Consider the following 21044-nt stretch of genomic DNA (forward strand, 5'->3'; position numbering starts at 1 on the left):
TTTTGCCGCATTCGAACGACCTTCCTACAAAGTTGGTCCACACTTCAGTGCTTGCCTTCAGGGAGACCCGCACATGAGCGACCGCTATCTCGACTTTGCCAACTCCAACCTCGGCCGCCGCCTCATCGATGCCGTCGGGCTGCCACACCCGGCACCGCTGGAACGCTGGCAGGCAGGCCGCCTACGCCCCGTGGAAGGTGCGCTGGTGATCGGCGGAGGGCCTTTGGCAAATCAGGTCGAAGCCATCGCTCCCCGCCTGACCAGCGAATGCTACAGCTTCAATGGCGCAAGCCTGCAGGCGCCGGCATGGGTGGCGGGTCTGGGGCCCAAGCTCAAGGCGGTGGTATTCGATGCCAGCCATCTGTCCGACAGCGACGAGCTGAAGCAGTTGCGCGAATTCTTCCAGCCGTTGCTGCGCAGCCTGGCGCCCTGCGCCCATGTGGTCATACTCGGGCGCCCTCCGGAAGGCATCGACGACCCGCTGGCCAGCGTCGCCCAGCGTGCCCTGGAAGGCTTCAGCCGCTCGCTGGCCAAGGAGCTGCGCAACGGTGGCACGGCGCAGCTGTTGTACCTGGATGAAGCTGCCGACAACCAGCTCGAAGGCGCCTTGCGCTTCTTTCTGTCACCCAAGAGTGCGTTCATTTCCGGCCAGGTGCTGCGCTTGCAGGCCTGTGCCAGCGAGGTCGAAGACTGGACGCGGCCGCTGGCCGGGCGCCGGGCACTGATCACCGGTGCTGCGCGAGGGATCGGCGCAGCCATTGCCGAAACCTTGGCGCGTGATGGTGCCGAGGTGATGCTGGTGGACGTGCCGCAGGCCCAACAAGACCTCGATGCCCTCGCCGCCCGCCTGGGCGGCAAGGCGCTGGGCCTGGACATCTGCGCCAGCGACGCCGCCGAGTTGCTGCTCCAGGCTTTGCCCGGCGGCATCGACATCGTCGTGCACAACGCCGGCATCACCAAAGACAAGACCCTCGCCAACATGACCCCTGACTACTGGGACGCGGTGATGGCAGTCAATCTCAAGGCACCCCAGGTACTGACCCAGGCACTGTATGCAGCCGGCGCGCTGGGGGCGGACGTACGCATCACGCTGCTGGCCTCGGTCAGCGGCATCGCCGGCAACCGCGGCCAGGCCAACTATGCCGCAAGCAAGGCCGGGCTGATCGGTTTTGCCCAGGCCTGGGCGCCGAAGCTTGGCGCGCAAGGTGGCAGCATCAATGCCGTGGCCCCCGGTTTCATCGAGACGCACATGACCGCCGCCATGCCCATGGGCCTGCGCGAAGCCGGGCGGCGCCTGAGTTCGCTGGGCCAGGGCGGTCGCCCTCAGGATGTCGCCGAGGCCATCGCCTGGCTCAGTCAGCCCGGCTCCGGCGCGGTCAATGGCCAAGTGCTGCGGGTCTGTGGCCAGGCATTGATGGGAGCGTGACCATGAACCGCCCTTGGCATGACCTGAACAGCCCCGACTCACGCGCAAGCCTCTATCTGCGCGCTGCCAGCAAACGCAAGATCAGCGGCCAGGCGCTGCCAGCCGATGGCCTGCGCTGCTTCATGCGCGTGCAGCACGGCAATCTCGCAGCGTACCGGCATCTTTGCCACTTCACCGATGACGCCCGCTTGCCGGGCACCTACCCCCACATCATGGCGTTCACCCTGCAGTTGCAGTTGCTGACCGCCGACAACTTCCCCTTCCCGCTGCTGGGCCTGGTACACCTGCATAACCGCATCGAGGTGCTGCGCCCCCTGGGTGGCATCGACGGGCTGCACTTTGCGGTCTATGCCGACAACCTGCAGCCACATGCCAAGGGCGGCACATTCGACCTGATCACCGAAGCCGAAGATGGCTTAGGCCTGATATGGCGCGAAACCAGCCGGATGCTGGTGCGCGGTTTGAAACGTGAAGGGCAGCCCGAAGAGCGAGAGGAAAGCGAACCCCAGCCATTGCCTGAAGCGACCCGCTGGTACGCCGACAGCGATATCGGCCGGCGCTACGCCAAAGTCTGTGGCGACTACAACCCGATTCACCTGAGCGCCACCAGTGCCCGGCTGTTCGGCTTCCCCAAAGCTATCGCCCATGGCATGTGGAGCAAAGCCATGGCACTGGCAGCGCTGCGCGGGCACCTGCCAGACAGCGGATATGCCTTTGAGGTGGATTTCCGCAAACCCGTGCGGTTGCCCTCGGAGGTGGTATTGAGCGCCAGCGCGGCCGGTCCTGCCGGGGAACTGCGCCTGGATGGGCATGGCCAGCTGCTGCATATGGTCGGGCGCTGGGCGGCGCTGTGAAGGCCGCAGGCTACCGTGGCCCGTGAATCCTCTTGCTTTGCGTTGGGGCTGCACGGAAGCTATGCGGCACTAGGAGACCCGCGATGAACCTGCAAGAACTCACTCAACGCCTGCACCAGATCCGTGACAACAACGACTGGCGCGGCTTCCACAGCCCGAAGAACCTGGCCATGGCGGCCAGTGTGGAAATGGCCGAGCTGGTGGAAATCTTCCAATGGCTCAGCGAGGACGAATCGCGCCAGCTGCCTGCGGACAAACTCGCCCACGCCGGCCAGGAGGTAGGTGACGTCGTCCTCTACCTACTGCTGCTGTGCAGCGAACTGGGCCTGGACATGGAGCAGGTGGTACGGGCCAAGCTGGCCGACACCGAAAGGCGCTTCGCTCGATGAACGACCGTCACTTCGATGAACTGGCCACCCGCTTCGCCGAGAAAATCTACGGTGGCGCCAAGGGCGCTATCCGCCTGGCCGTGCTGCAGGCCGACCTGGCCGAAACCCTCCCAGACCGCCCGCTACGGGTGCTCGACATCGGCGCAGGGCTCGGCCACATGGCGTTATGGCTGGCCGAGCGCGGTCACCAAGTGACCCTGGCCGAACCGGCCGCACCCATGCTCGAAGGTGCCCGCACGCGCTTTGCCGATGCCGGCCAGACCGCCACCTTCATCCAGGCGCCATGGCAGGACCTGCTCGGTCAACTCACCGAGCCCTACGATCTGGTGCTGTGCCACGCCGTGCTCGAATGGCTGGCCGAGCCAGAGAGCATCCTTCCCGTGCTGCACCAGCTGACGGCGCCCGGCGGGTGGTTGTCCCTGGCCTTCTACAACCGGGATGCGCTGGTTTATCGCAACCTGCTCAAGGGCCATTTCCGCAAGTTGCGCAGTAACCGCCTGGAAGGTGAAAAACAGAGCCTCACCCCGCAGAAACCGCTTGATCCGCGTGAGCTCAAGGTGCAACTTGATCCTCTATGGCAGGTCGAAACCGAGAGTGGCGTGCGAGTGTTCCACGACTACATGCCCAGGGAGTTCCAGGCCAAGGCGCAGATGCTCGACCTGCTGGAAATGGAACTGGCCCACCGCCGCCACCCAAGCTTTGCCGGGCTTGGTCGCTACCTGCACTGGATGTGCCGCCCTCGCTGACCTGCCCGCCGGGAGGACCTCATGCCGTACCGCCTGTTGTACCTGGCCTTGCTGCCGCTGGCCCTCAGCGCCTGTCAGGGCAGCAACCCGTACGTTGCCAGCAGCCGCCCCTTGCCACCGGCGCCCGCGCAGGCAGCCACCACCTTCGACGCCAGTGCCTACCCTGCCCCACCGCGTGACTATGGCCGTTACCGCAGCTGGAGCTGGCGCAACGGCCAGTTGCCAAGCGGCACTGCCGACGCCGACCCGGGGCAACTGGCCGATGCCGTCAGTGGTGCCCTCGACCAGCATGGGCTGCGCCCAGCCCGGGGCGCGACCGGCGACTTGCTGGTCAGTGCCGACATGCGCCTGGAGCGGCGTTTGCGCCAGGTACGCGACTATGACTACTACGACCCCTACTACGGCCCGTCCCCCTATGGCGGTGTCGGTTTCGGCGGCTACCGCAACGGTTATGGCGCCTATGGCAGCGTGCCGATCGTACGCACCTACGAAGTTGAGGTGATGGTGGTGCGCATCGACCTGTTCGACGCTCGCAACGGCCAGCCGGTGTGGAGCGCGAGTGCTGAAAGCGGCAGCGACAAAAGCTCGCCACGTGACCGCGAAAGCGCCTTGCGCGAATCGGTACACAAGGCGCTCAGCGGCTATCCTCCCAGTTAATGCCTAACGGAGAACCATCATGATGCGTCGCTTCGTTCTACTGTCATTGGTACTGTTGCTTGCCGCCTGCTCGAGCAACAACGTCCAGCAGGATTTCGACGCCAGCCGAGACTTTGCCGCGTACCGCAGCTGGGCATGGCAAGAGCCGGCCCTGCACTACCGCCCGGATGACCCGCGGATCAAGAGCGACCTTACCGAACAGCGAATCCGCCAGGCCGTCGCCGACCAGCTCGACCAGCGCGGCCTGCGCCCGGTCCAGGGCAGTGCCCAGCCTGACGTCAAGGTCCGTGCTTATCTGATCGTCGAGCAACGCCAGCAGCAGATCACCACCAACTACGGCGGTGGCTGGGGCGGCTATTGGGGGGGCTATTGGGGCGGGCCGATGTACAACGAAACCCGTAGCGTCGATTACAAGGTGGCGACCATCCAGGTCGACATGTTCGATGGCCGTGACGGCAAGCTGGTCTGGCGCGGCAGTGCAGAGCAGATCATGAACAATTACCCGCCCAGCCCTGAGGAGCGCAACAGCGCCATCCAGAAGACGGTGAGCCAGGTACTGGGCAACTACCCGCCAGGCAGGGCCAAATGAGCATCGCATAGCCCGTTCGTCAGATCGCGTCTACCCTGTTGATAAACCTTGATGAACGGGTAGACGTGTTCAACGAATAAGGATCGACCTGCCAATGCAAAGCATTGTTCTGCTGATGTGGCTTGCCTTGTGCACTGAACAGGATATTCGCGAACGCCAGATCGCCGACGTCCTGACCTTGGGGGTAGCAGCGGGTGCCTTGGTCTGGCTGTTCTTCACCGGCCACACCTGGATTGGCGCCGAGGCCAGCGACGCCGGCTGGGCCTTGGCCATCGTCATGCTATTGACCTTGCCAGGCTACATGCTCGGCCGCTTCGGCGCTGACGACGTCAAGCTCATGGGCGCCCTGGCGTTGGCGACCAGCCATGAATATGTGCTCGGGACCTTTATCGGTGCAGGCGTCAGCGTGTTGCTCTGGCTGCTGACTCGCCGGCGCCTGTGGACCCTGTTCAATCCGAAGGTGAAGAAGAGGTTGCAGGCACTCACCGAACAAATGGGCGACAAACAAGCCTTCGTGCCCTACGTGCTGGCCGGCTTTCTGCTCACCGCGGTGTGGATCCAATGATCAATCCCGTTGTCCGAATACTTGTACATGCGTTGTACAGGTTCGCCAGCAGCGTCTATGGTTAAGCTGCCAGAGCGTCTGGCCCGGGAGCAGGGCCGCTTAGGAACAGGGAGGTGATCGTGACCAAGTCATTCAGTGAGGTGAAGGTTCTGGTGGTTGATGACCAGCCGCTGATCGTCGAACAGCTGTGTGAGTATCTTGAAAGTCAGGGCCATCATTGCGTGGCCGCGCATTCGACAGACGAAGCCATCGAGCGCTATGTGGCAGATGAAGCCATTGGCCTGGTGCTGTGCGATCTGCACATGCCCGAGCGCGATGGCATTGAACTGATGCGCGAGCTGAAAGAAATTGCCGGGCGCCAGCGCGTGTTCGAAGCGATCATGCTCACTGGCCGCGCCGACAAGCAGGACGTGATTCGTGCGCTGCGCGAAGGCTTCACGGATTACTACCAAAAACCCGTGGACCTCGACGAACTGCTGGAAGGCGTGCGTCGCCAGGAGCAGGTTTTGCTGGAGCGCAGATCCAACTTCCAGGATTTGGGCAGTCTCAACAAACGCTTGCAAGACTTGGCTGGCTGCATCGATGAACTTTACCAGGACCTGGAAAAAGCTCGGGGCCAGGGCGTTCACCGTCGCGCCAGCGATGTCGAAGAGGGTGAGAGCGACCTGCCTGCCGCGTTCGAGAAGCTCTCACCACGCCAGCTGGAAGTGGCACGGCTGGTGAGCAAAGGCAAGACCAACTACCAGATTGCCTGTGAACTCGGGATTACCGAAAACACCGTGAAACTTTATGTGTCGCAAGTGTTGCGGCTGACCCATATGCACAACCGCACGCAACTGGCGCTGGCACTGACACCCAGTTCGTCGCCGGTGCACCTGCGGTTCACCACCCATTGATTGAAGCTGCCTTCACAGGCCCTATCACCGGCAAACCGTCGATAGGGCCTAAAGCCGGTGGCTCAATCCAACTGATAGCTGACACTCAGCATCAGCCGCGGCCCACGGTTCAGGCTGTCCAGTGCCACATCCGCCAGCGGCTTGGCGACCTCCAGCGCCACATTGCCATACCGCCCGCCTGCCAGGCGCACGCCCAGCGCTACTGAACTGAGGTGCGCATCCTCGAAAGGCCCGCCGTTGTACCAGGCGTGCGCTGCATCGAGTACCGCATAGGGCTGCACCCGCTGCAACCAGGCACGGCCAGGCCTGATGCTGTAGTTGAGCTCGTAAGCCACACCCCAGCCCTTGTCACCCGCAGCCTGGTCGCTTGGGTAGCCGCGGCCGAAATGCTGCCCGCCAAACGCCGCCCGCTCACTCTCGGGCAGCCTGTCGTCACTCCAGTGCACTGCGGCCGCCACCACGCTCTGCCAGTTGTCAGACAGTTGGTCGCTCTGCAGCCCAGCGATTCGAAAGCGCAGAAAGTCCATGTCGTAGTCCGCATCGCTGCGCGCCCCCAGATAGTCCATCCCCTGGTAGACACCGGCACTGGCGATACGCAGGCGACGGTGGTCAGCCTTGCGCCAATCGCCTTCAAATGACAGCGCGCGAACAGAGGAGTCGTACTCGGGTAAGCCGCCCGACCGATACTCGATGTGCTCCCCGACCGAATAGAAACGCCCGGCCACGTTCACCCATTCGTTCGGCGCAATCATCAGCGGCTGGCCGAGGCCGACCGAATAACGCTCACTCTCGAGCCGCTGATCAATGTCGGCACCGTGATCCAGGCGCACGCGTGTACGCGGCTCGCTGCGGTACCGCGCTACGGCTAACAGCAATTGGCTGCCCTGAGCGTCCAGAGGCTGGCTGTAATCCAGGCGCTGGTAATCAACGTGGTCGCCACCGGCCGATAGCAGAAAGCTCGCAGCCAGTTGCTCGGCAAAGCGCGTCTGGCCATTGCTGGCGAGTTTGAACAGCGCCTGCGGCCCCCCGCGGCTGCCGTCACTCAGGGTCACGCCAGCATCAACGGGTCTGTGCCATGCACGTACCCTCAGACGGTTTGCCTCTTCAGGGGCGCGCCCTACCACCACCTCCGCCTTCACATTGATACCCGGTATCCGCTGCGCCGCGCCGACATAGCGCTCGAGCGTCTCCTGGGACAGTGGCCGCTCGGCCAGCAGGCGTGCTGTCATCTGCTTGAGGTGGAGCGCAGACGGGCCGATATCACCCAGCAGCTCATATTCTTTGATGTACCCTTCCACCAGCACCACCTGCACACGGCCCTCGGCAAAGTCCTGAGGTGGCAGGTAGGCATACGACAGCGGGTAGCCATCATGCTGGTAACGCTGGGTCAGTCGCTCAGTGAATTGCTGCAGATCGCCCACGGATATCTGGTGCCCGATCAATGTTTGATAGTGCTCTCGCAATTCACTCAGCGGATAAACCGTACCGCCTTCAAAACGCACCTTGTGCAGTACGAACCGGGCTTCTGACGGCACGCGGGTGGGGGCAGTGGGCAACACGACCTGCAGCGCCGGTGTCACGGGGCGATAGGTATCCACCGGCAGGTTGGCGGTCGGCAGACGGCGCTCGTATTCCTGGGTGTCGAGAAACGCCGGCAACGGCTCGGCGAGGGCCAGGCTGGCCCAGGTCAGCAGCAACGGGGGCACGACCGCAAGACGCATAGGACGCTCCACAATCCCTTGGGCGCCGGGGCGTCGGCCGGCCACACCCATCACCAGCAAGCGTAGGTGCTGCCCCGCTAAACGTCGAACGGTTACTCGCTGACCTGGAATGCCACCCGCGCAGTTTCACCGCTCTCATCGAGTGCGCTGAGCTCATTCTGCCCAGCCTGTTCGAAGCGTACCCGCATGCTGCCCTGCCCCTCGGTCTGGCCAAGGGGCTGGCCGTTGAGGAACCACCAGCGTCGCCCACCCCCACCCAGGGCCGAAACCTGCAGTTGCAACGGCTCGCTACTGGTGGCCGGGCGGCGCAGGTTGTCGCCTGGGCGTACACCGACGATCGATAGGGGCGGTGCTGTGGCAGGCACCTGCGGCGGGCAGCTTGGGTCCACGGCCGGCAACCGCGCCGCACGCCGCTCGACCCGCGCCAGCCAAGGCTCGAGCGGGGCTGGCCAAAGGGCTATATCGCGCGCGTGGGCACCCGGGCAAGTGCCATCCACCCGCAGCCCCTGCGCGTTGACCCAGACCTGCTCATGCAAACCCAGCCCAAGCGGTTGATCGGCTGCCTGCAGGGTCGGCGGGATGGTGCCGTCCAGGGTCCAGGCGAAGCGCTGGCGCCTGCAGTTGGGGTCTTGCCGGCTCATTGGCTGGCCCAGCGGCCAGCAGATCGCGGCCACGCCAATGCTGGCAGGCACGTGCTCGACCGGCACGCCAAGGCCCCGCTGGCTATCGCGGTTGGTCAGCAGGGCGTGAATCTGCAGCATCAGCGGCGCTGCCGAGGCCAGGCCGAACTGGCCGGGTACTGGCGTGCCGTCGGGCCGGCCAATCCACACGCCAATCAGGTAACGCGCCCCCACGCCGATCGACCAGGCATCGCGAAAGCCATAGCTGGTACCGGTTTTCCAGGCCAACTGTGGGCGCTGCACCCACTGCGCGTGCGGATCACGGTCCGGTCGCGCCTGGCCGCTGAGAATCCGCCGGATGATCCACGCCGCCCCCGGCGACAGCAGGCGCCGCTCCAGCAGTGGGTCCTGCGGTTGCAAACGCACCCGCGCACTGTTGCCGCCGCGGGCCAATGCCGCATAACCACCCACCAGTTCCTCCAGGCGGCTGCCTGCGCCACCGAGGATCAACGACAGGTTAGGCTCGGCCAATGGCGGCAGCGCCAGCGGCATACCGGCCATGCGCAGTTGCGCGGCAAAGCGCTTGGGCCCGTACGCTTCGAGCAACTGCACCGCCGGCAGGTTCAGCGACAAGGCCAGCGCCGAACTGGCCGAGACCGGGCCGCTGAAACCCATCGAGAAGTTGCCAGGCCGGTAATCACCATAGCGGCGCGGCACATCCTGCAGCAGCGATTCGGAATGGATCAGGCCGTCGTCCAGGGCCATGCCATAGAGGAACGGCTTGAGGGTCGAGCCTGGTGAGCGCAAGGCGTGGACCATGTCGACGTGGCCGAAACGGCGCTCATCGGCAAGGTCGATCGAGCCCAGGTAGGCGCGCACGGCCATGCTGTGCGCATCCACCACCAGCACGGCTGCAGAAGTACGCTCGGGCAAGCGAGCACGCCAGCCCAGCAGCAGGTCTTCCAGGCGTCGTTGCAACGAGGCATCGAGCGTGGTGCGGATCAACGGCGGGCTACCGGGAGTGTTCAGCCGGCGCGCCAGTAGTGGTGCCAGGGCTGGCTCCTGACGCGGGGCCAACAACAACGCTTCTTCGGCAGCTTCCTTGATCTGCCAGGCGGGCCATACCTGATACTCGCCCAGGCGCTGCAGCACCTTGTCCCGGGCACGCTGGGCGCGTGCGGGGTGACGGTCGGGGCGCAACCGGCTGGGTGCCTGGGGCAATACCGCCAGCAGCGCTGCTTCGGCAGGTGTGAGGTGCATCGGTGACTTGCCGAGGTACGCCCAACTGGCCGCCGCCACGCCCTGCAACGTACCGCCGAAGGGCGCCCGGTTGAGGTAGATCTGCAGAATGTCTTGCTTGGACAGGTGCCATTCCAGCTGCGCCGTACGCCACAGTTGCCGCAGCTTGCCTGCCAGCGTGCGGTCGTGAGGATCGAGTAGGCGCGCCACCTGCATCGACAGCGTGCTGCCACCTGAAACAACACGCCCACCGCGCACGTTCAGCCATGCCGCGCGCACCAGCGCCAGGGGGTTGACCCCTGGGTGGTAGTAGAACCAACGGTCCTCGTAGGTCAGCAGGGCCTGCAGGTACAAAGGCGAAACCTCTTGCGGGCTGACCGGGTAGCGCCACACGCCCTGGGCATCGGCGAAGCGCCACAAGGGCGTGCCGTCTTCGGCCAGCACCACCCGCGCCAGGTCATCTGCCGGCATGGGCAATGGCCAGATGCGGTCAGCCAACCACAACAGGCCGACCAGCCCCACCAACGCCACCACGCTGGCGCGCAGGATCCTTGCCGCGCGGTGGCGCGGCCGCGCTAAGCTAGGCATCGGGAACCGACCGGGCCAGGTGATGGCCAAAGGCTTGGGGACGGCAAACTCGCCGATTCGTACATCAGGAAGCAACTATGCATGTAGAAGGTTTTTTCGAGTGGCTTGGCCAGGCACTGGGTTCGTTGATCCGCTTCATCGTCGATGCGTTGAGCGGCTTGTTCAACCTGCTGGCCAACGCCGGGGGCAACTTCATCGATGGTCTTGCGCGCACTCTGGGCATGGACACCTCACTGATCAGCATCCTTGCCCTGATCGTCGGCCTGCTGCTGCTGTACTCGGCAATCCGTGCCTTCATGCGCGCCTCGATCATCCTCGGGATCATCTGGCTGGTGCTCGGGTTGTGGGTGATGAGCTGGGTCATTCGCTGAGCTGGAAGCTGCAAGCTGTAAGCTTCAAGCTGCAAGAAAAAGCAGGCACGACGCCGATCCGCTTTGCTTGTAGCTTGTAGCTTGTAGCTTGTAGCTTGTAGCTTGTAGCTTGTAGCTTGTAGCTTGTAGCTTGCAGCTTGTAGCTGCGCGTCAGCGCCCCCCAACCGTCAGGTCGCCTTGGCCGTCGCCAACCGCCTGGAGGTTCGGGCGGTACATGGACTCCACTTGCGGGGGCGGTATGCGGTAGGTGCCTGGGGTCACGGCTCGTGCCAGGTACAACAAGTGAGTGGTGCCATAGCCGTCAAGCTTGAGCGCTGCCACGTACCGGTCATCACGGTACTCCTGGTGCACCACGCCGGCATTGAGCATCGACTCACGCCACTGCTTCACTGCGCTGCTGGCATTGTTCAGGCTGGCAGCGCTCTGCGCCAGATTCTGATTCTCCAGCTCAAGGCCCGCCGGCAACAGGTCGACCACCAGTGCATCCGGAACCCGCTCCGTGGCCTTGACCGCCAGATGCACCAGCACCAGGTCGCCACTGCGCAAATTGTGCAGGTCCAGTGGCTGGCCGTTCATCCCCAGGTATTCACGGCGGATCTGCATGCCGTTGCCGCCCGCCGCTGGCGCCTGGCGTGGATAGCCCGAGAGGGTCAGTTGCTGGTAGACCGTTTCGCTACCCTCGTTCTGCACACTCAGCGGCGAGGCCAACAGCGGGCCTTCGAGCCTCATGCCAGCGTCAGCATTGCTGAACTCCCGCACCTCGCCGGCACTGTCCAGGCGCGCCTTCCACGGGGTCTCGGGCCTATCGAGCAAGCCACTTCCGGCCAGGTATAGCGCATTGCGCTCCTGCGTCGATAGCCAACGGTTGGCTGCCAGCTCATCAGACAGCGCGAACAACCGCTGATCGACCTGGTTGCTGCCCAGACCACTCTCCTGCAACAACGCCAGGATCAGTGCCTGGTCACGCAGGCTGCTGCCGTAATCGGCCATCCAGCCTTTGCTGCGGCTGATACCCAGGCCCGCTTGCAGTGCTTGCTGCGAACGCGGCTTGTCGCCCATCTTGTCCAGCGCTACCGCCAGTTGCACCAGCGGCAGGCCAGAGCGCGCATCGGCGCGCCGTTCATACAGGCTGCGCAAGGCACCCAGCGGCGCCTGCTGGCTGCGCGAAAGTACCAGCGCGGCGTAGGCCTGTACGGCAAACCGGGTGTGTTCGGCGTTCTCGCTGTAGTCGACCTCGATCAGGTTACGCTCCTGCAGGTAGCGCAACAGGCGTTCATTGGCTTTCTTCAGCGCCTCGGCCGGCACGCCGTAGCCTTGGTCACGCGCCCTGAGCAGGAAGTCGGTGACATAGGCGCTCAACCAGTACTCCTCCTCGCCGTCCGAACTCCACAGGCCGAAGCTGCCGTTGTAACGCTGCATCCCTAGCAGGTGTTCGATGCCCATTTCGATCTTGCGCTTGCGCACCTCGGCCGGCTCGCCCTTGATCCCCAGGCGCTTGAGGCTCTGCGCATCGGCGTACAGCGAAGGGTACAGGCCGCTGGTGGTCTGCTCCAGGCAACCGTAGGGGTAGGTTTCAAGGGCACGGATCTGCTCGGCCAGGTTCAGTGGCGGGCGGCTCGACAGCGCCAGGCTGGCTTCCAGCCCGGCAGGTTCGAATGCTGCCAGGTCGGCTTCAGGCAGCGTCCAGGGCTGGTCCTTGAGGGCGACACGGTAGTGCTTGAGCATGGCCGGATACGCCGGGCGTACGCCCAGCGTCCATTCACGTTCGAAGGTGTTTTGCGGCTCGCCCGGCAACTGCAGGCCATTGACCCGCACATGCACCTTGCCCTGGCCCAAGCCACCCTGCGCCTGCACCGGGATCATCAGGGTGGTGCGCTGGCCCTCGGCCAGGGCAACACGCTGCTGGGCGTCCCCTGTTAGGCTCACCTGCCCTTCGCTGCTGATATCGACAGTCAGCTGCTGGGCCAGGCCGGAAAGGTTGGCCAGGTCCAGCGCCAGGCGGGTGCGGTCGCCGCCGGCGAGGAAGCGCGGCGCCGAGAGTTCGGCTATCAGCGGGGCCGCCACCACGGTCTTGCCCTCGGCCATGCCGAAGTGGTCCTCGGTCCACGCCTGGGCCATCAGGCGCAATTCGCCATTGAAGTCGGGGATATCCACGCTCGCCTCGCCCTCGCCCTGCTCGTTCAGGGCCACCGGCACGCTCTGCCGGGCAACGATGGTGACCGTCGTGTTGGGGCGCTTGCCACCCTTGGCCATGGCGGCGTCACCGCCGAAGGCCAGGCTGGCCAGGCGCCCCTGACCGGCTTCGATCAGTTGGCCATAGATGTCCAGCTGGTCAGCGCCGTAGGCCTTGCGGCCGAACAGGCTGGCGTAGGGGTCAGGGGTTTTGAAGTCGGTGATGTTGAGGATGCCGACATCCACCGCGGACAGCAGCACATGCGCCTGTTTTGGAATACTGCCATCGGCATTGGTGGCCTTGATCCTGACCTTCAGGGGTTGCTTGGGGCGCATTTTTTCCGCTGCCTGCAGGCTGACCGCCAGTTTGCGCTCGGCGCGGCCCAGCGGCAGGTGCAACACACCGATGGCGCGCTTGGGCGTGGCATTGGCCTTGCGCTCGCCGGGGCGGATCACCAGGGCACTGATGTACAGGTCGTGACGAGCCCACTGTTTGTCCAGTTGCACATCGAAGGTCTTGCCTTCGGCGGGCACATCGATCTCCTGCCACCACAGCGGACCATCACTGGACTCGATCATCAGGTAGCCATTGCCGGCAGCTGGCGGGGTTACCGTGACCTTCGCTGTCGCGCCGTCAGCGTAAGCCGGCTTGTCCAGCGCCAGCTTGACCTGGTCGGGGCGCACTGCGCCGCCTTCGGCATTGTCCTGGGCGCGATATCCCGCCCAGAAGCGTTGGCTGGACACCAGGCCCGTCTCCGGGTCTTCCACTTCCACGCGGTAGGGGCCCCACTCGACCTGAAAGGTCAGCTTGGCGGTAGAGCCGGCTTGCACGTTCACCTGCTCCTCGCTCTGAGTGAGGAATTTTTCGTTGTAGTTGTAGCTCCAGCCGTCGCTTTGCGAGTAGTTCCAGTAGTAGTCGCGGCGCTCTCGAATCAGCCGTACCTTGAGGCCGCTGGCAGCGAGCTTGTTGCCGTCACGGTCGGCCACCAGGAACTCGAATTCCACCGGGCCGTCGCTGTCGGTTTCTTCACCCTCGAACACGCCACGCAGGCCAGGCAGGCGGTCGGCGGGCCAGATCGGTTGTTCGAGACGACGGGTGATCGGGCGGCCACCGGACTCCTGCAAGCTGGCCTGGACGGTCAACTGCAACGGCGAGCGCGCTTCGGCCCAGCGGCTTTCGATAGCGATCACGGCCTTGCCGGCCTGATCGAGGGTCACTTCATCCAGCTCCAGATCCTGGTTCAGTTCGGTTTCGGTAACCGAACCGAACTGGTACCCCGGCAAAGCAGGCACCGCTTCGCGCAGGGGGCGCACGTACGCCTGCCCGCTCAGCCGATTGCCCGCCGCCGGCGCACCGTAGAGGTAACGGCCATTGACCTGGACCTGCGCCGTTTGCTCGGGCGAGAGCGGTGTGCCGCTGCCCTTCAGTTCAAGCGCCAGGCGTTCAGGAAGGAAGTCTTCGACGAGGAATTCATAGACCTGCTTGCGCCCCCCTCCCAAGTCGAGCAACAGTTGCCAACGACCGGTCGGCGCTTCTGTGGCCAGTTGCAACGGGTATTGATAGAGGCCACTGGCATCGGCCTCCCAGACAAACTTGCGGCTGACCTGCTCATCCGGGCGGCGCACCTCGACGCTGACCGGCTGGGCCTTCACCGGCTTGCCATCCTGGTCGCGCAAGAGGCCGTTGAGCAGCACCGTCTCACCCGGGCGATACAGGTCGCGCGGGCCAAAGATGAAGAACTGCAGAGGGTTTGCCTGCGGGCCGGTGATGTCGAATTCGGCCAGGTCCAGCGCTGCAGTGTTCAGGCGTAGCAGTGTGGTATGCACACCCTGGGTCGCGATCAGGGTATCGGCCTTGGCCGTGAGCGGCAGTTGGGCATGGCCTTGGCCATCGGTCTTGGCCTGGGCCAGCAGCTTGCCCTTGTCGTCACGCAGCTCGAGGTTTACCTCCTTGAGCGCCTTGCCACCCTCCAGGGCTTGGGCAAACACGTCAAGACGGTCGCGATAGCGGTGGGCCGATACGCCGATGTCGCTGAGGGTGAACAACGTCGCCGGCTGCGAATAATCGTAGGTCCCTGACGCGCGCATCACTGCCAGGTACACGCCCGGCTCCTGCAGCGGCTTGATCCCGGCGATCGGCAGCAACACGGTCTCGCGGGTATTGCGCGCCGGGTTGAGGTCGAACCGGCCGCTGTAGACCAGGTCGGCCAGGGCCAGGGTTTCCTTGGACTGGTAGTCGTAGAGGCTGCTGTTGCGGCCCCAGTTGACCAGGAAGGTCGAGAGCATGTCCGGCTTGACCCGGAAAAACTCGACATCGACCTTGTCGACGTTCAGGGCAATCACCGGCAGGCCCTCGGCCAGCCGCGTCGGCAGCAGCGAACCACGGCTGGCGAAGCCGATGGTCGGCTGCATGTCGCGGGTTTCCAGACGGGTCACCGACTCGCCTTCAAGCTGCTTGCCGTTGATGGCCAGCAGGCCCTTGTCGACGGTCAGCACCAGTTTGCGCTGCGGCTCGAGGTGCCGCAGGCGCAGCTCCATGTGGTTGTCGGCAAGCTCCCAGGCACCGTCGACCTTGCCTTTGACGGTATCGACCAGATGCAGCTTGGCAGCGAAGTCCTGCTTGGCGTCCAGCGGCGCGGAAAAACTGACCGAGAGGGCACTGGCGCCGTCGAGCTGCACTTCCGAGACATCCAGCACGCTGAGCTCACGGCCCTCGTAGCGTTTGGCCAGTTCGGCAGTGTCCTCACGCCTGGGCGCCGCAGATTCGGCCGGGGTGCTTGCCGCCGGTTTTTCGGTAGCGGCAGGTTCGTCTGGCGTGGTGGAATCACAGGCACTGAGCAGGGCCAGCGCGCAGGCCAGCAACAATCCTTTGTTGAACATGGAGTGGGGACTCTAAATAGGCAGCGTAGGCGTGAAGGCAGCAACTATAGCGCAACGGCAGGTGGCTGGCCGGTACAATGCGGCCTCTCGATCCAGAAGGGCACATAGCGGCCTGCTTTCTCAGGAACACAAATGTCGCAAATTGCCACCGACTGGCGCCACCGCCTCACCCACCGCAACGTCTGGGCCCTGGCCGCGCCGATGATCCTGTCCAACATCTCGGTGCCATTGGTAGCCTTGGTAGACAGCACGGTTATCGGTCACCTGCCCCACGCCCATCAGCTTGGCGCAGTGGCCGTAGGCGCCACGCTGTTCACCTTCATGGTCGGCCTGATGGGCTTCCTGCGCATGGGCTCCACCGGCTTCGCTGCCCAGGCCGCAGGGCGGGCCGATGGTGCTGCGTTGCGCCAGGTACTGGTGCAAGCCCTGCTGCTAGCGGTGGGCTTTGCCGTGCTCATCGGCCTGCTCGCCCTGCCCTTCAGCCAACTGGCGCTGCACGCGATGCAACCGAGCCAAGCCTTGCAGCAATCGACCGAGGCCTTCTTCCATACCCGCCTGCTCGGCCTGCCGGCGGCGCTGGCCAGCTACGCGCTGGTCGGCTGGTTCCTCGGCACACAGAATGCCCGCGCGCCGCTGGCCATCCTGCTGACCACCAACCTGCTGAACATCGCTCTCAACCTATGGTTCGTGCTTGGCCTGGAGTGGGGTGTGCTGGGGTCGGCGCGGGCGTCGGTGATCGCCGAGTGGGCGGCCGCACTGCTGGGGCTGGCCTTGACCCGCCCTGCCCTGCGCGCCTACCCCGGGCATATCGCCTGGGCGGCACTCAAGCGCTGGCAAGCCTGGCGGCCGTTGCTTTCCGTCAACCGCGATATCTTCCTACGCAGCCTGGCCCTGCAGCTGGTGTTCCTGCTGATCACTGTGCAAGGCGCCCGCTTGGGCGAAGCGACGGTGGCGGCAAACGCCCTGCTGCTCAACGGCCTGCTGCTCACCGCCTACGCCCTGGACGGGCTGGCGCATGCCGTGGAGGCCCTGTGCGGCCATGCCATCGGTGCCCGCGATCGGGACACCCTGCGCCGCTCACTGGTCGTGGCCTGTGGATGGTCATTGATCACCAGCCTGGGGTTTGCCGGGCTGTTCCTGCTGGCCGGGCATGTGTTCATCGACCTGCAGACCGACATCGACAGTGTGCGCGCGGCGGCATACCCGTACCTGCCGTACCTGGCGGTGCTGCCATTGGTTGCGGTGTGGAGTTACGTGCTGGACGGGCTGTTCATCGGTGCGACGCGGGCGCGGGAGATGCGCAATGCGATGCTGGTTTCGGTGCTGATGGCATTGCCGCTGGCGTGGGCCATGAGTGGGTTTGGCAACCACGGGTTGTGGTTGGCGTTTCTCGGGTTCATGGCGTTACGGGCGGTTACGCTGGGTTGGACGGGCTGGCGCCTGCAACGAAAAGGGCTATGGATTCACTGATGCAAGGCTGCTCCTGCAGGGATAGCAGGAGCAGCCGTGACAATCACGACGACAAGTACGAAGACCGGGTCAGCCCCAGGCGCAGTGCATCGAGGAACTGGGTCCGCTCGCGCGCAGTGATCTTGGCGCTGGCCACTTTGTCGCGGTAGTGGGTCATCAACTCCTCCGGCGACAGGTGCACGTAGCGCAGCATGTCTTCGATGGTGTCGTGGGTCTCGATACCGGCGTGGTACACGCTGCCGTCGGCGTGCTGGTAGATGTTCACCGAGTCGGTGTCACCGAACAGGTTGTGCATGTCACCCAGAATTTCCTGGTAGGCACCGACCAGGAACACCCCCAGCAGGTAGTCCTCACCGTCCTTGAGCGAGTGCACCGGCATGCTGGTCTCGATGCTCTGCTCGTCGACGTACTGGTTGATCTTGCCGTCGGAGTCGCAGGTCAGGTCCTGCAGCACGGCGCGGCGCAGCGGCTCTTCGTCCAGGCGGTGCAGCGGGATGATCGGCAGTACCTGGCCAATGGCCCAGGTGTCCGGCAGGCTCTGGAATACCGAGAAGTTGCAGATGTACTTGTCGGCCAGCTTGTCGTTCAGTTCATCCAGCACCTGGCGGTGCGAGCGCTGGCGGGCCTTCAGCGAGTTGTGCAGGCGGCGGCACACAGCAAAGTAGCACTGCTCGGCCAAGGCCTTTTCGCTCAGGCTGATCTTGCCATCGGCGTACTGCGCCGCCACGTCACCCATGTAGTGCGTAGCGCGCCAGTAGGTCTCGGTGACCATCTCGATGTCGGTCGGGCCGAGCAGGTCGGCCAGCCACTGCACGGTCTCGGGCAGGCTTTCCTTGTTTTCGATGGTCGGCACGTCGTCGTTGTGTTTCTCGACGTCGGTCACCTGGATCACCAGCATGGCATGGTGCGCAGTCAGCGAGCGACCACTCTCGGAGAAGATATGCGGATGCGGCAGGCCCTGGGCGTCACAGAACTCCTTGAGCATGCCCACCACCACGCCGGCATAGTCGTCCATGTCGTAGTTGATCGAGCTGGCGTTGCGCGAGTGGGTACCGTCGTAGTCCACACCCAGGCCACCACCTACGTCGATATGGTCGACCGGCAGCCCCAGGGCACGGAGCTCGCCGTAGTAGCGGATGGCCTCCTTGAAGCCGTGCTGGTAGTCGGCCAGGTTGGCGATCTGCGAGCCCATGTGGAAGTGCAGCAGACGGATGCCCTGGTCCAGCCCGGCATCGCGGAAGCGCTGCACGACCGAAATCAGCTGGGCAGCAGAAAGGCCGAACTTGGACTTCTCGCCACCGGTGTCTGCCCACTTGCTCGAAGCCAGCGACGACAAGCGGACGCGCAGCCCAACCTGCGGCTTGACCTTGAGCTCGGCGGCCTCTTCGATCACCAGCGCCACCTCGGACTCTTTCTCGATGACGATGAACACGTTGTGGCCGAGCTTTTGCCCCATCAGCGCCAGGCGGATGAACTCACGGTCCTTGTAGCCGTTGCAGACGATGGTGCCGCCCTTCGGTGCCAGCGCAAGCACCGCCAGCAGCTCAGGCTTGGAGCCCGCTTCCAGGCCGATGGAAACGTTTTGCGTGGCGATGATGTTCTCTACCACCGCTTCCTGCTGGTTGACCTTGATCGGATACAGCGCGGTGTACTGGCTCTGGTACTCGAGGCGCGCGATGTTGGCGTCGAAGGCACCGGTCAGCTGGCGCACGCGGTCCTGCAGAATATCGGGGAAGCGTACCAACAGCGGCAGCGACAAACCGCTCTGGCGCAGCTCATCGACCTGCTCGAACAGGTCGATCGGCGCGCTTTGAGGGCCGTTGGGGCGCACTTCGACGCGCCCGGCTTCATTGATGGCGAAATAACCAGCGCCCCAATGGCGGATGCCATAAACACTGCGGCTGTCGGCCACGGTCCATTGGCTACCATCGTCTTTGCGTGTGCGTCGTACGGACATTCAAGTCCCCTATAAAGTCGAAGACACTGCCCCACATGGTGGCGGGCGCAGTGTAAAAGCTGGAAATGACGATTCATCCGTGCCCAGGAATAGACCCTGGTCGCGGGAACGAGTTTAGAAAGCGCTGGGCAAAAAGTCGCGGGATGGCCTCAGCCCCCGGACTTTTTCGCCTTGAAACCCTGTTTGGTCAGCTCGCCGATCAACAGCTCGACATGGTCGCCCTGGATCTCGATAACCCCGTCTTTCAGGGCACCGCCGGTACCGCAGCGGCGCTTGAGCGTGGTGGCCAGCGCTTTGAGCTGGTCTGGCGGCAGCGGTACACCGGTGACGGTGGTCACGGTCTTGCCGCCACGGCCTTTGCTCTCACGGCGAACACGGGCGATGCCGTCGCCTTCGGGGAGGGTTTGCTGCTTGCAGATGCAGGCATCCACCGGCTGGCTGCAGTCGGGGCAGTGCCGACCGGCGTCGGTGGAGAACACGAGACCGCCAAGGGCGGAAAAGGAAGAAGCTTTCTTGGCCACTTTTGTTCCTCTGTGCTGAGGACAAAAACTGGTCGGCAGGAGCCGACCGCGAAGCCCCACTCTGGCAGGGGCGGCGCTACTGCCGCAAGACCTGCGGCAGCCCGAAAAGGGCGCGCAGTGTAACGATAAAACAGGCAATTGCTAAGTACTGGAATGCGCCATTATGCGAATGTTTTGCGACTTCGCCGCCTGTCGGCGCCTGCGTTGATGCAAACTGGCGCGTCTTACCCAGGAGACAGGCCCATGACGACACCTCAAATCGGTACGTTCATCTCCAGCTGGCACGAGCTTGGCGTAGCCGTGCCCACCCCATGGGGCGTGACCCAGGCATGTGAAAGCCAGGTCCTGTCCCTGATGACGCGCCTCGACGCAGGGTATCGGCGCCAGGGTGATCATGCCATTCATCACACCGCCGTCGTTGAGCCCGGGGCGGTGCTGAAGGGGGCAATCATCATTGGCCCCGGGGCCTTCGTGGCTGCGGGTGCCTACCTGCGAGGCGGCGTCTACATCGCCAGCAACTGCATCGTCGGGCCAAGCTGCGAGGTGAAAAGCAGCTTCATGCTCGATTCGAGCAAGTTGGCCCATTTCAACTTCGTCGGCGACTCGCTGATCGGGGCCAACGTCAATATCGAAGCCGGGGCGATCATCGCCAACTACCGCAATGAACTGGAGGGGGCCGTCATCAGGATTCGCCACGCACAGGCGACCCTCGACACCGGGGTGCGCAAGTTCGGCGCCTTGATAGGCGATGGTTGCAGGATAGGTGCGAACGCGGTCATCGCCCCTGGCGCAGTGCTCGAGCCCGGTACCCGGGTGCCGCGCCTGGGGCTGATCGACCAGTTCGCCTACGACTGAGCAGCCTTGTAGCGCGCCAGCGCTGCCAAGGAGTCAGGGCAGTAAGGGTAGATATGCTGATCTTCTGCGACCTGTGCGAGGCTGACGAAACGCGCTTCGCTCACCTCCTCCGGCTGCAGCCGCAAAGGCGCATCGGACACCGCCGAATACACCGCGCACCACAGGCGGTTATCCGGCTGGTCGAAATAGAACCGCTCATGAAATTGCAGCGCCACGCCTTCGACACCCAGTTCCTCGGCCAGCTCGCGGGCTGCCGAGACGGCATACGACTCGCCCGCGGCCACCATGCCGCCTGCTGCCACATCCCAGTAACCTGGGTATAGCGCCTTGCTCAAGGTACGCCGGTGTACGCAGAGTTGCCCTGCGCCGTTGAACAGCAGAATGAAGGTACACCGGCCGATCAGGCCCCGCTCACGCAGCTCGGCCCTTGGCAGCGCACCAAGCACCTGGTCGGCTTCGTCCACCCAGGCAACCAGCTCTCGGTCGGAGGCCGCCCGGTGGGCGGCCTCTTTGGGGCTGATGGCCATA

17 protein-coding genes and 1 pseudogene are annotated in these 21044 nt (G+C 64.3%); 12 read left to right on the plus strand and 6 right to left on the minus strand.

The window, feature by feature from the left end; translation table 11 throughout:
* Positions 1–73: 73 nt before the first annotated feature.
* The 9 genes and pseudogenes from ACIPZC_RS23355 (at position 74) to ACIPZC_RS23395 (ending at position 6122) form a co-directional block, all read left to right on the plus strand.
* On the plus strand, positions 74–1426 hold the full coding sequence (locus ACIPZC_RS23355; protein ID WP_400629804.1) for a 3-oxoacyl-ACP reductase: 1353 nt from the start codon (positions 74–76) through the stop codon (positions 1424–1426).
* A gap of 2 nt (positions 1427–1428) precedes the next feature.
* Positions 1429–2280 (plus strand): MaoC family dehydratase, encoded by an 852-nt coding sequence (locus ACIPZC_RS23360; RefSeq protein WP_400629806.1) that lies wholly within the window; start codon positions 1429–1431, stop codon positions 2278–2280.
* An 83-nt stretch (positions 2281–2363) separates the two neighbouring features.
* A complete protein-coding gene (locus tag ACIPZC_RS23365; protein ID WP_241806163.1) occupies positions 2364–2669 on the plus strand; it encodes a MazG-like family protein in 306 nt (101 codons plus the stop codon).
* A gap of 15 nt (positions 2670–2684) precedes the next feature.
* A pseudogene (locus ACIPZC_RS23370) lies at positions 2685–2798 on the plus strand (hypothetical protein); the annotation flags it as partial.
* Positions 2750–3415, plus strand: coding sequence for a methyltransferase (locus ACIPZC_RS23375; protein ID WP_400629808.1), 666 nt, complete (start codon positions 2750–2752; stop codon positions 3413–3415). The pseudogene ACIPZC_RS23370 and the gene ACIPZC_RS23375, both read left to right, overlap by 49 nt.
* Before the next feature lie 21 nt (positions 3416–3436).
* Positions 3437–4072 carry a DUF4136 domain-containing protein gene (locus tag ACIPZC_RS23380; RefSeq protein ID WP_400629810.1) on the plus strand — a complete coding sequence of 212 codons (636 nt, stop codon included), beginning with the start codon at positions 3437–3439 and terminating at the stop codon, positions 4070–4072.
* Between the two features lie 19 nt (positions 4073–4091).
* On the plus strand, positions 4092–4661 hold the full coding sequence (locus ACIPZC_RS23385) for a DUF4136 domain-containing protein (RefSeq protein WP_400629812.1): 570 nt from the start codon (positions 4092–4094) through the stop codon (positions 4659–4661).
* Positions 4662–4755: 94 nt separating this feature from the next.
* Positions 4756–5226: an A24 family peptidase gene (locus ACIPZC_RS23390; protein ID WP_241806167.1), complete on the plus strand. Its 471-nt coding sequence runs from the start codon at positions 4756–4758 to the stop codon at positions 5224–5226.
* Positions 5227–5339: 113 nt separating this feature from the next.
* On the plus strand, positions 5340–6122 hold the full coding sequence (locus ACIPZC_RS23395) for a response regulator (protein WP_400629814.1): 783 nt from the start codon (positions 5340–5342) through the stop codon (positions 6120–6122).
* A gap of 62 nt (positions 6123–6184) precedes the next feature.
* On the opposite strand, the gene ACIPZC_RS23400 is transcribed toward ACIPZC_RS23395, so the two are convergent.
* Both ACIPZC_RS23400 and pbpC read right to left on the minus strand, forming a co-directional pair.
* Positions 6185–7843 (minus strand): ShlB/FhaC/HecB family hemolysin secretion/activation protein, encoded by a 1659-nt coding sequence (locus tag ACIPZC_RS23400; protein ID WP_400629816.1) that lies wholly within the window; start codon positions 7841–7843, stop codon positions 6185–6187.
* 92 nt (positions 7844–7935) lie between these two features.
* Positions 7936–10290, minus strand: coding sequence for a peptidoglycan glycosyltransferase PbpC (gene pbpC / locus ACIPZC_RS23405; RefSeq protein WP_400629818.1), 2355 nt, complete (start codon positions 10288–10290; stop codon positions 7936–7938).
* A 77-nt stretch (positions 10291–10367) separates the two neighbouring features.
* On the opposite strand from pbpC, the gene ACIPZC_RS23410 reads away from it, so the two are divergent.
* On the plus strand, positions 10368–10661 hold the full coding sequence (locus ACIPZC_RS23410; protein ID WP_241806171.1) for a hypothetical protein: 294 nt from the start codon (positions 10368–10370) through the stop codon (positions 10659–10661).
* Between the two features lie 150 nt (positions 10662–10811).
* Here ACIPZC_RS23410 and ACIPZC_RS23415 read toward each other — a convergent pair whose 3' ends face one another.
* Positions 10812–15713: an alpha-2-macroglobulin family protein gene (locus tag ACIPZC_RS23415; protein WP_400629820.1), complete on the minus strand. Its 4902-nt coding sequence runs from the start codon at positions 15711–15713 to the stop codon at positions 10812–10814.
* 132 nt (positions 15714–15845) lie between these two features.
* Here ACIPZC_RS23415 and ACIPZC_RS23420 point away from each other — a divergent pair, with 132 nt between their 5' ends.
* Positions 15846–17183, plus strand: coding sequence for an MATE family efflux transporter (locus ACIPZC_RS23420; protein WP_400629822.1), 1338 nt, complete (start codon positions 15846–15848; stop codon positions 17181–17183).
* Positions 17184–17226: 43 nt separating this feature from the next.
* Here ACIPZC_RS23420 and speA read toward each other — a convergent pair whose 3' ends face one another.
* The gene (speA, locus tag ACIPZC_RS23425; protein ID WP_241806174.1) at positions 17227–19140 is read right to left on the minus strand and encodes an arginine decarboxylase; all 1914 of its coding nucleotides are present in this window, start codon (positions 19138–19140) and stop codon (positions 17227–17229) included.
* 149 nt (positions 19141–19289) lie between these two features.
* A complete protein-coding gene (locus tag ACIPZC_RS23430; protein WP_241806175.1) occupies positions 19290–19661 on the minus strand; it encodes a translation initiation factor Sui1 in 372 nt (123 codons plus the stop codon).
* Between the two features lie 243 nt (positions 19662–19904).
* Between ACIPZC_RS23430 and ACIPZC_RS23435 the strand changes: the two genes are divergently transcribed.
* A complete protein-coding gene (locus tag ACIPZC_RS23435) occupies positions 19905–20516 on the plus strand; it encodes a transferase (protein WP_400629825.1) in 612 nt (203 codons plus the stop codon).
* On the opposite strand, the gene ACIPZC_RS23440 is transcribed toward ACIPZC_RS23435, so the two are convergent.
* Positions 20507–21043 carry an NUDIX hydrolase gene (locus ACIPZC_RS23440; protein WP_400629827.1) on the minus strand — a complete coding sequence of 179 codons (537 nt, stop codon included), beginning with the start codon at positions 21041–21043 and terminating at the stop codon, positions 20507–20509. The genes ACIPZC_RS23435 and ACIPZC_RS23440 overlap by 10 nt on opposite strands.
* Position 21044: the final 1 nt, after the last annotated feature.

The sequence above is a fragment of the Pseudomonas sp. NPDC089743 genome (assembly GCF_044748785.1).
Taxonomy (GTDB): Bacteria; Pseudomonadota; Gammaproteobacteria; order Pseudomonadales; family Pseudomonadaceae; genus Aquipseudomonas; species Aquipseudomonas putida_X.

What these genes read in the sequence shown, in the direction of transcription:
- ACIPZC_RS23355 (WP_400629804.1), top strand. Translation starts at nt 74, where the DNA reads ATGAGCGACCGCTATCTCGACTTTGCCAACTCCAACCTCGGCCGCCGC.
- ACIPZC_RS23360 (WP_400629806.1), top strand. Translation starts at nt 1,429, where the DNA reads ATGAACCGCCCTTGGCATGACCTGAACAGCCCCGACTCACGCGCAAGC.
- ACIPZC_RS23365 (WP_241806163.1), top strand. Translation starts at nt 2,364, where the DNA reads ATGAACCTGCAAGAACTCACTCAACGCCTGCACCAGATCCGTGACAAC.
- ACIPZC_RS23380 (WP_400629810.1), top strand. Translation starts at nt 3,437, where the DNA reads ATGCCGTACCGCCTGTTGTACCTGGCCTTGCTGCCGCTGGCCCTCAGC.
- ACIPZC_RS23385 (WP_400629812.1), top strand. Translation starts at nt 4,092, where the DNA reads ATGATGCGTCGCTTCGTTCTACTGTCATTGGTACTGTTGCTTGCCGCC.
- ACIPZC_RS23390 (WP_241806167.1), top strand. Translation starts at nt 4,756, where the DNA reads ATGCAAAGCATTGTTCTGCTGATGTGGCTTGCCTTGTGCACTGAACAG.
- ACIPZC_RS23400 (WP_400629816.1), bottom strand. Translation starts at nt 7,843, where the DNA reads ATGCGTCTTGCGGTCGTGCCCCCGTTGCTGCTGACCTGGGCCAGCCTG.
- pbpC (WP_400629818.1), bottom strand. Translation starts at nt 10,290, where the DNA reads ATGCCTAGCTTAGCGCGGCCGCGCCACCGCGCGGCAAGGATCCTGCGC.
- ACIPZC_RS23410 (WP_241806171.1), top strand. Translation starts at nt 10,368, where the DNA reads ATGCATGTAGAAGGTTTTTTCGAGTGGCTTGGCCAGGCACTGGGTTCG.
- ACIPZC_RS23415 (WP_400629820.1), bottom strand. Translation starts at nt 15,713, where the DNA reads ATGTTCAACAAAGGATTGTTGCTGGCCTGCGCGCTGGCCCTGCTCAGT.
- ACIPZC_RS23420 (WP_400629822.1), top strand. Translation starts at nt 15,846, where the DNA reads ATGTCGCAAATTGCCACCGACTGGCGCCACCGCCTCACCCACCGCAAC.
- speA (WP_241806174.1), bottom strand. Translation starts at nt 19,140, where the DNA reads ATGTCCGTACGACGCACACGCAAAGACGATGGTAGCCAATGGACCGTG.
- ACIPZC_RS23435 (WP_400629825.1), top strand. Translation starts at nt 19,905, where the DNA reads ATGACGACACCTCAAATCGGTACGTTCATCTCCAGCTGGCACGAGCTT.
- ACIPZC_RS23440 (WP_400629827.1), bottom strand. Translation starts at nt 21,043, where the DNA reads ATGGCCATCAGCCCCAAAGAGGCCGCCCACCGGGCGGCCTCCGACCGA.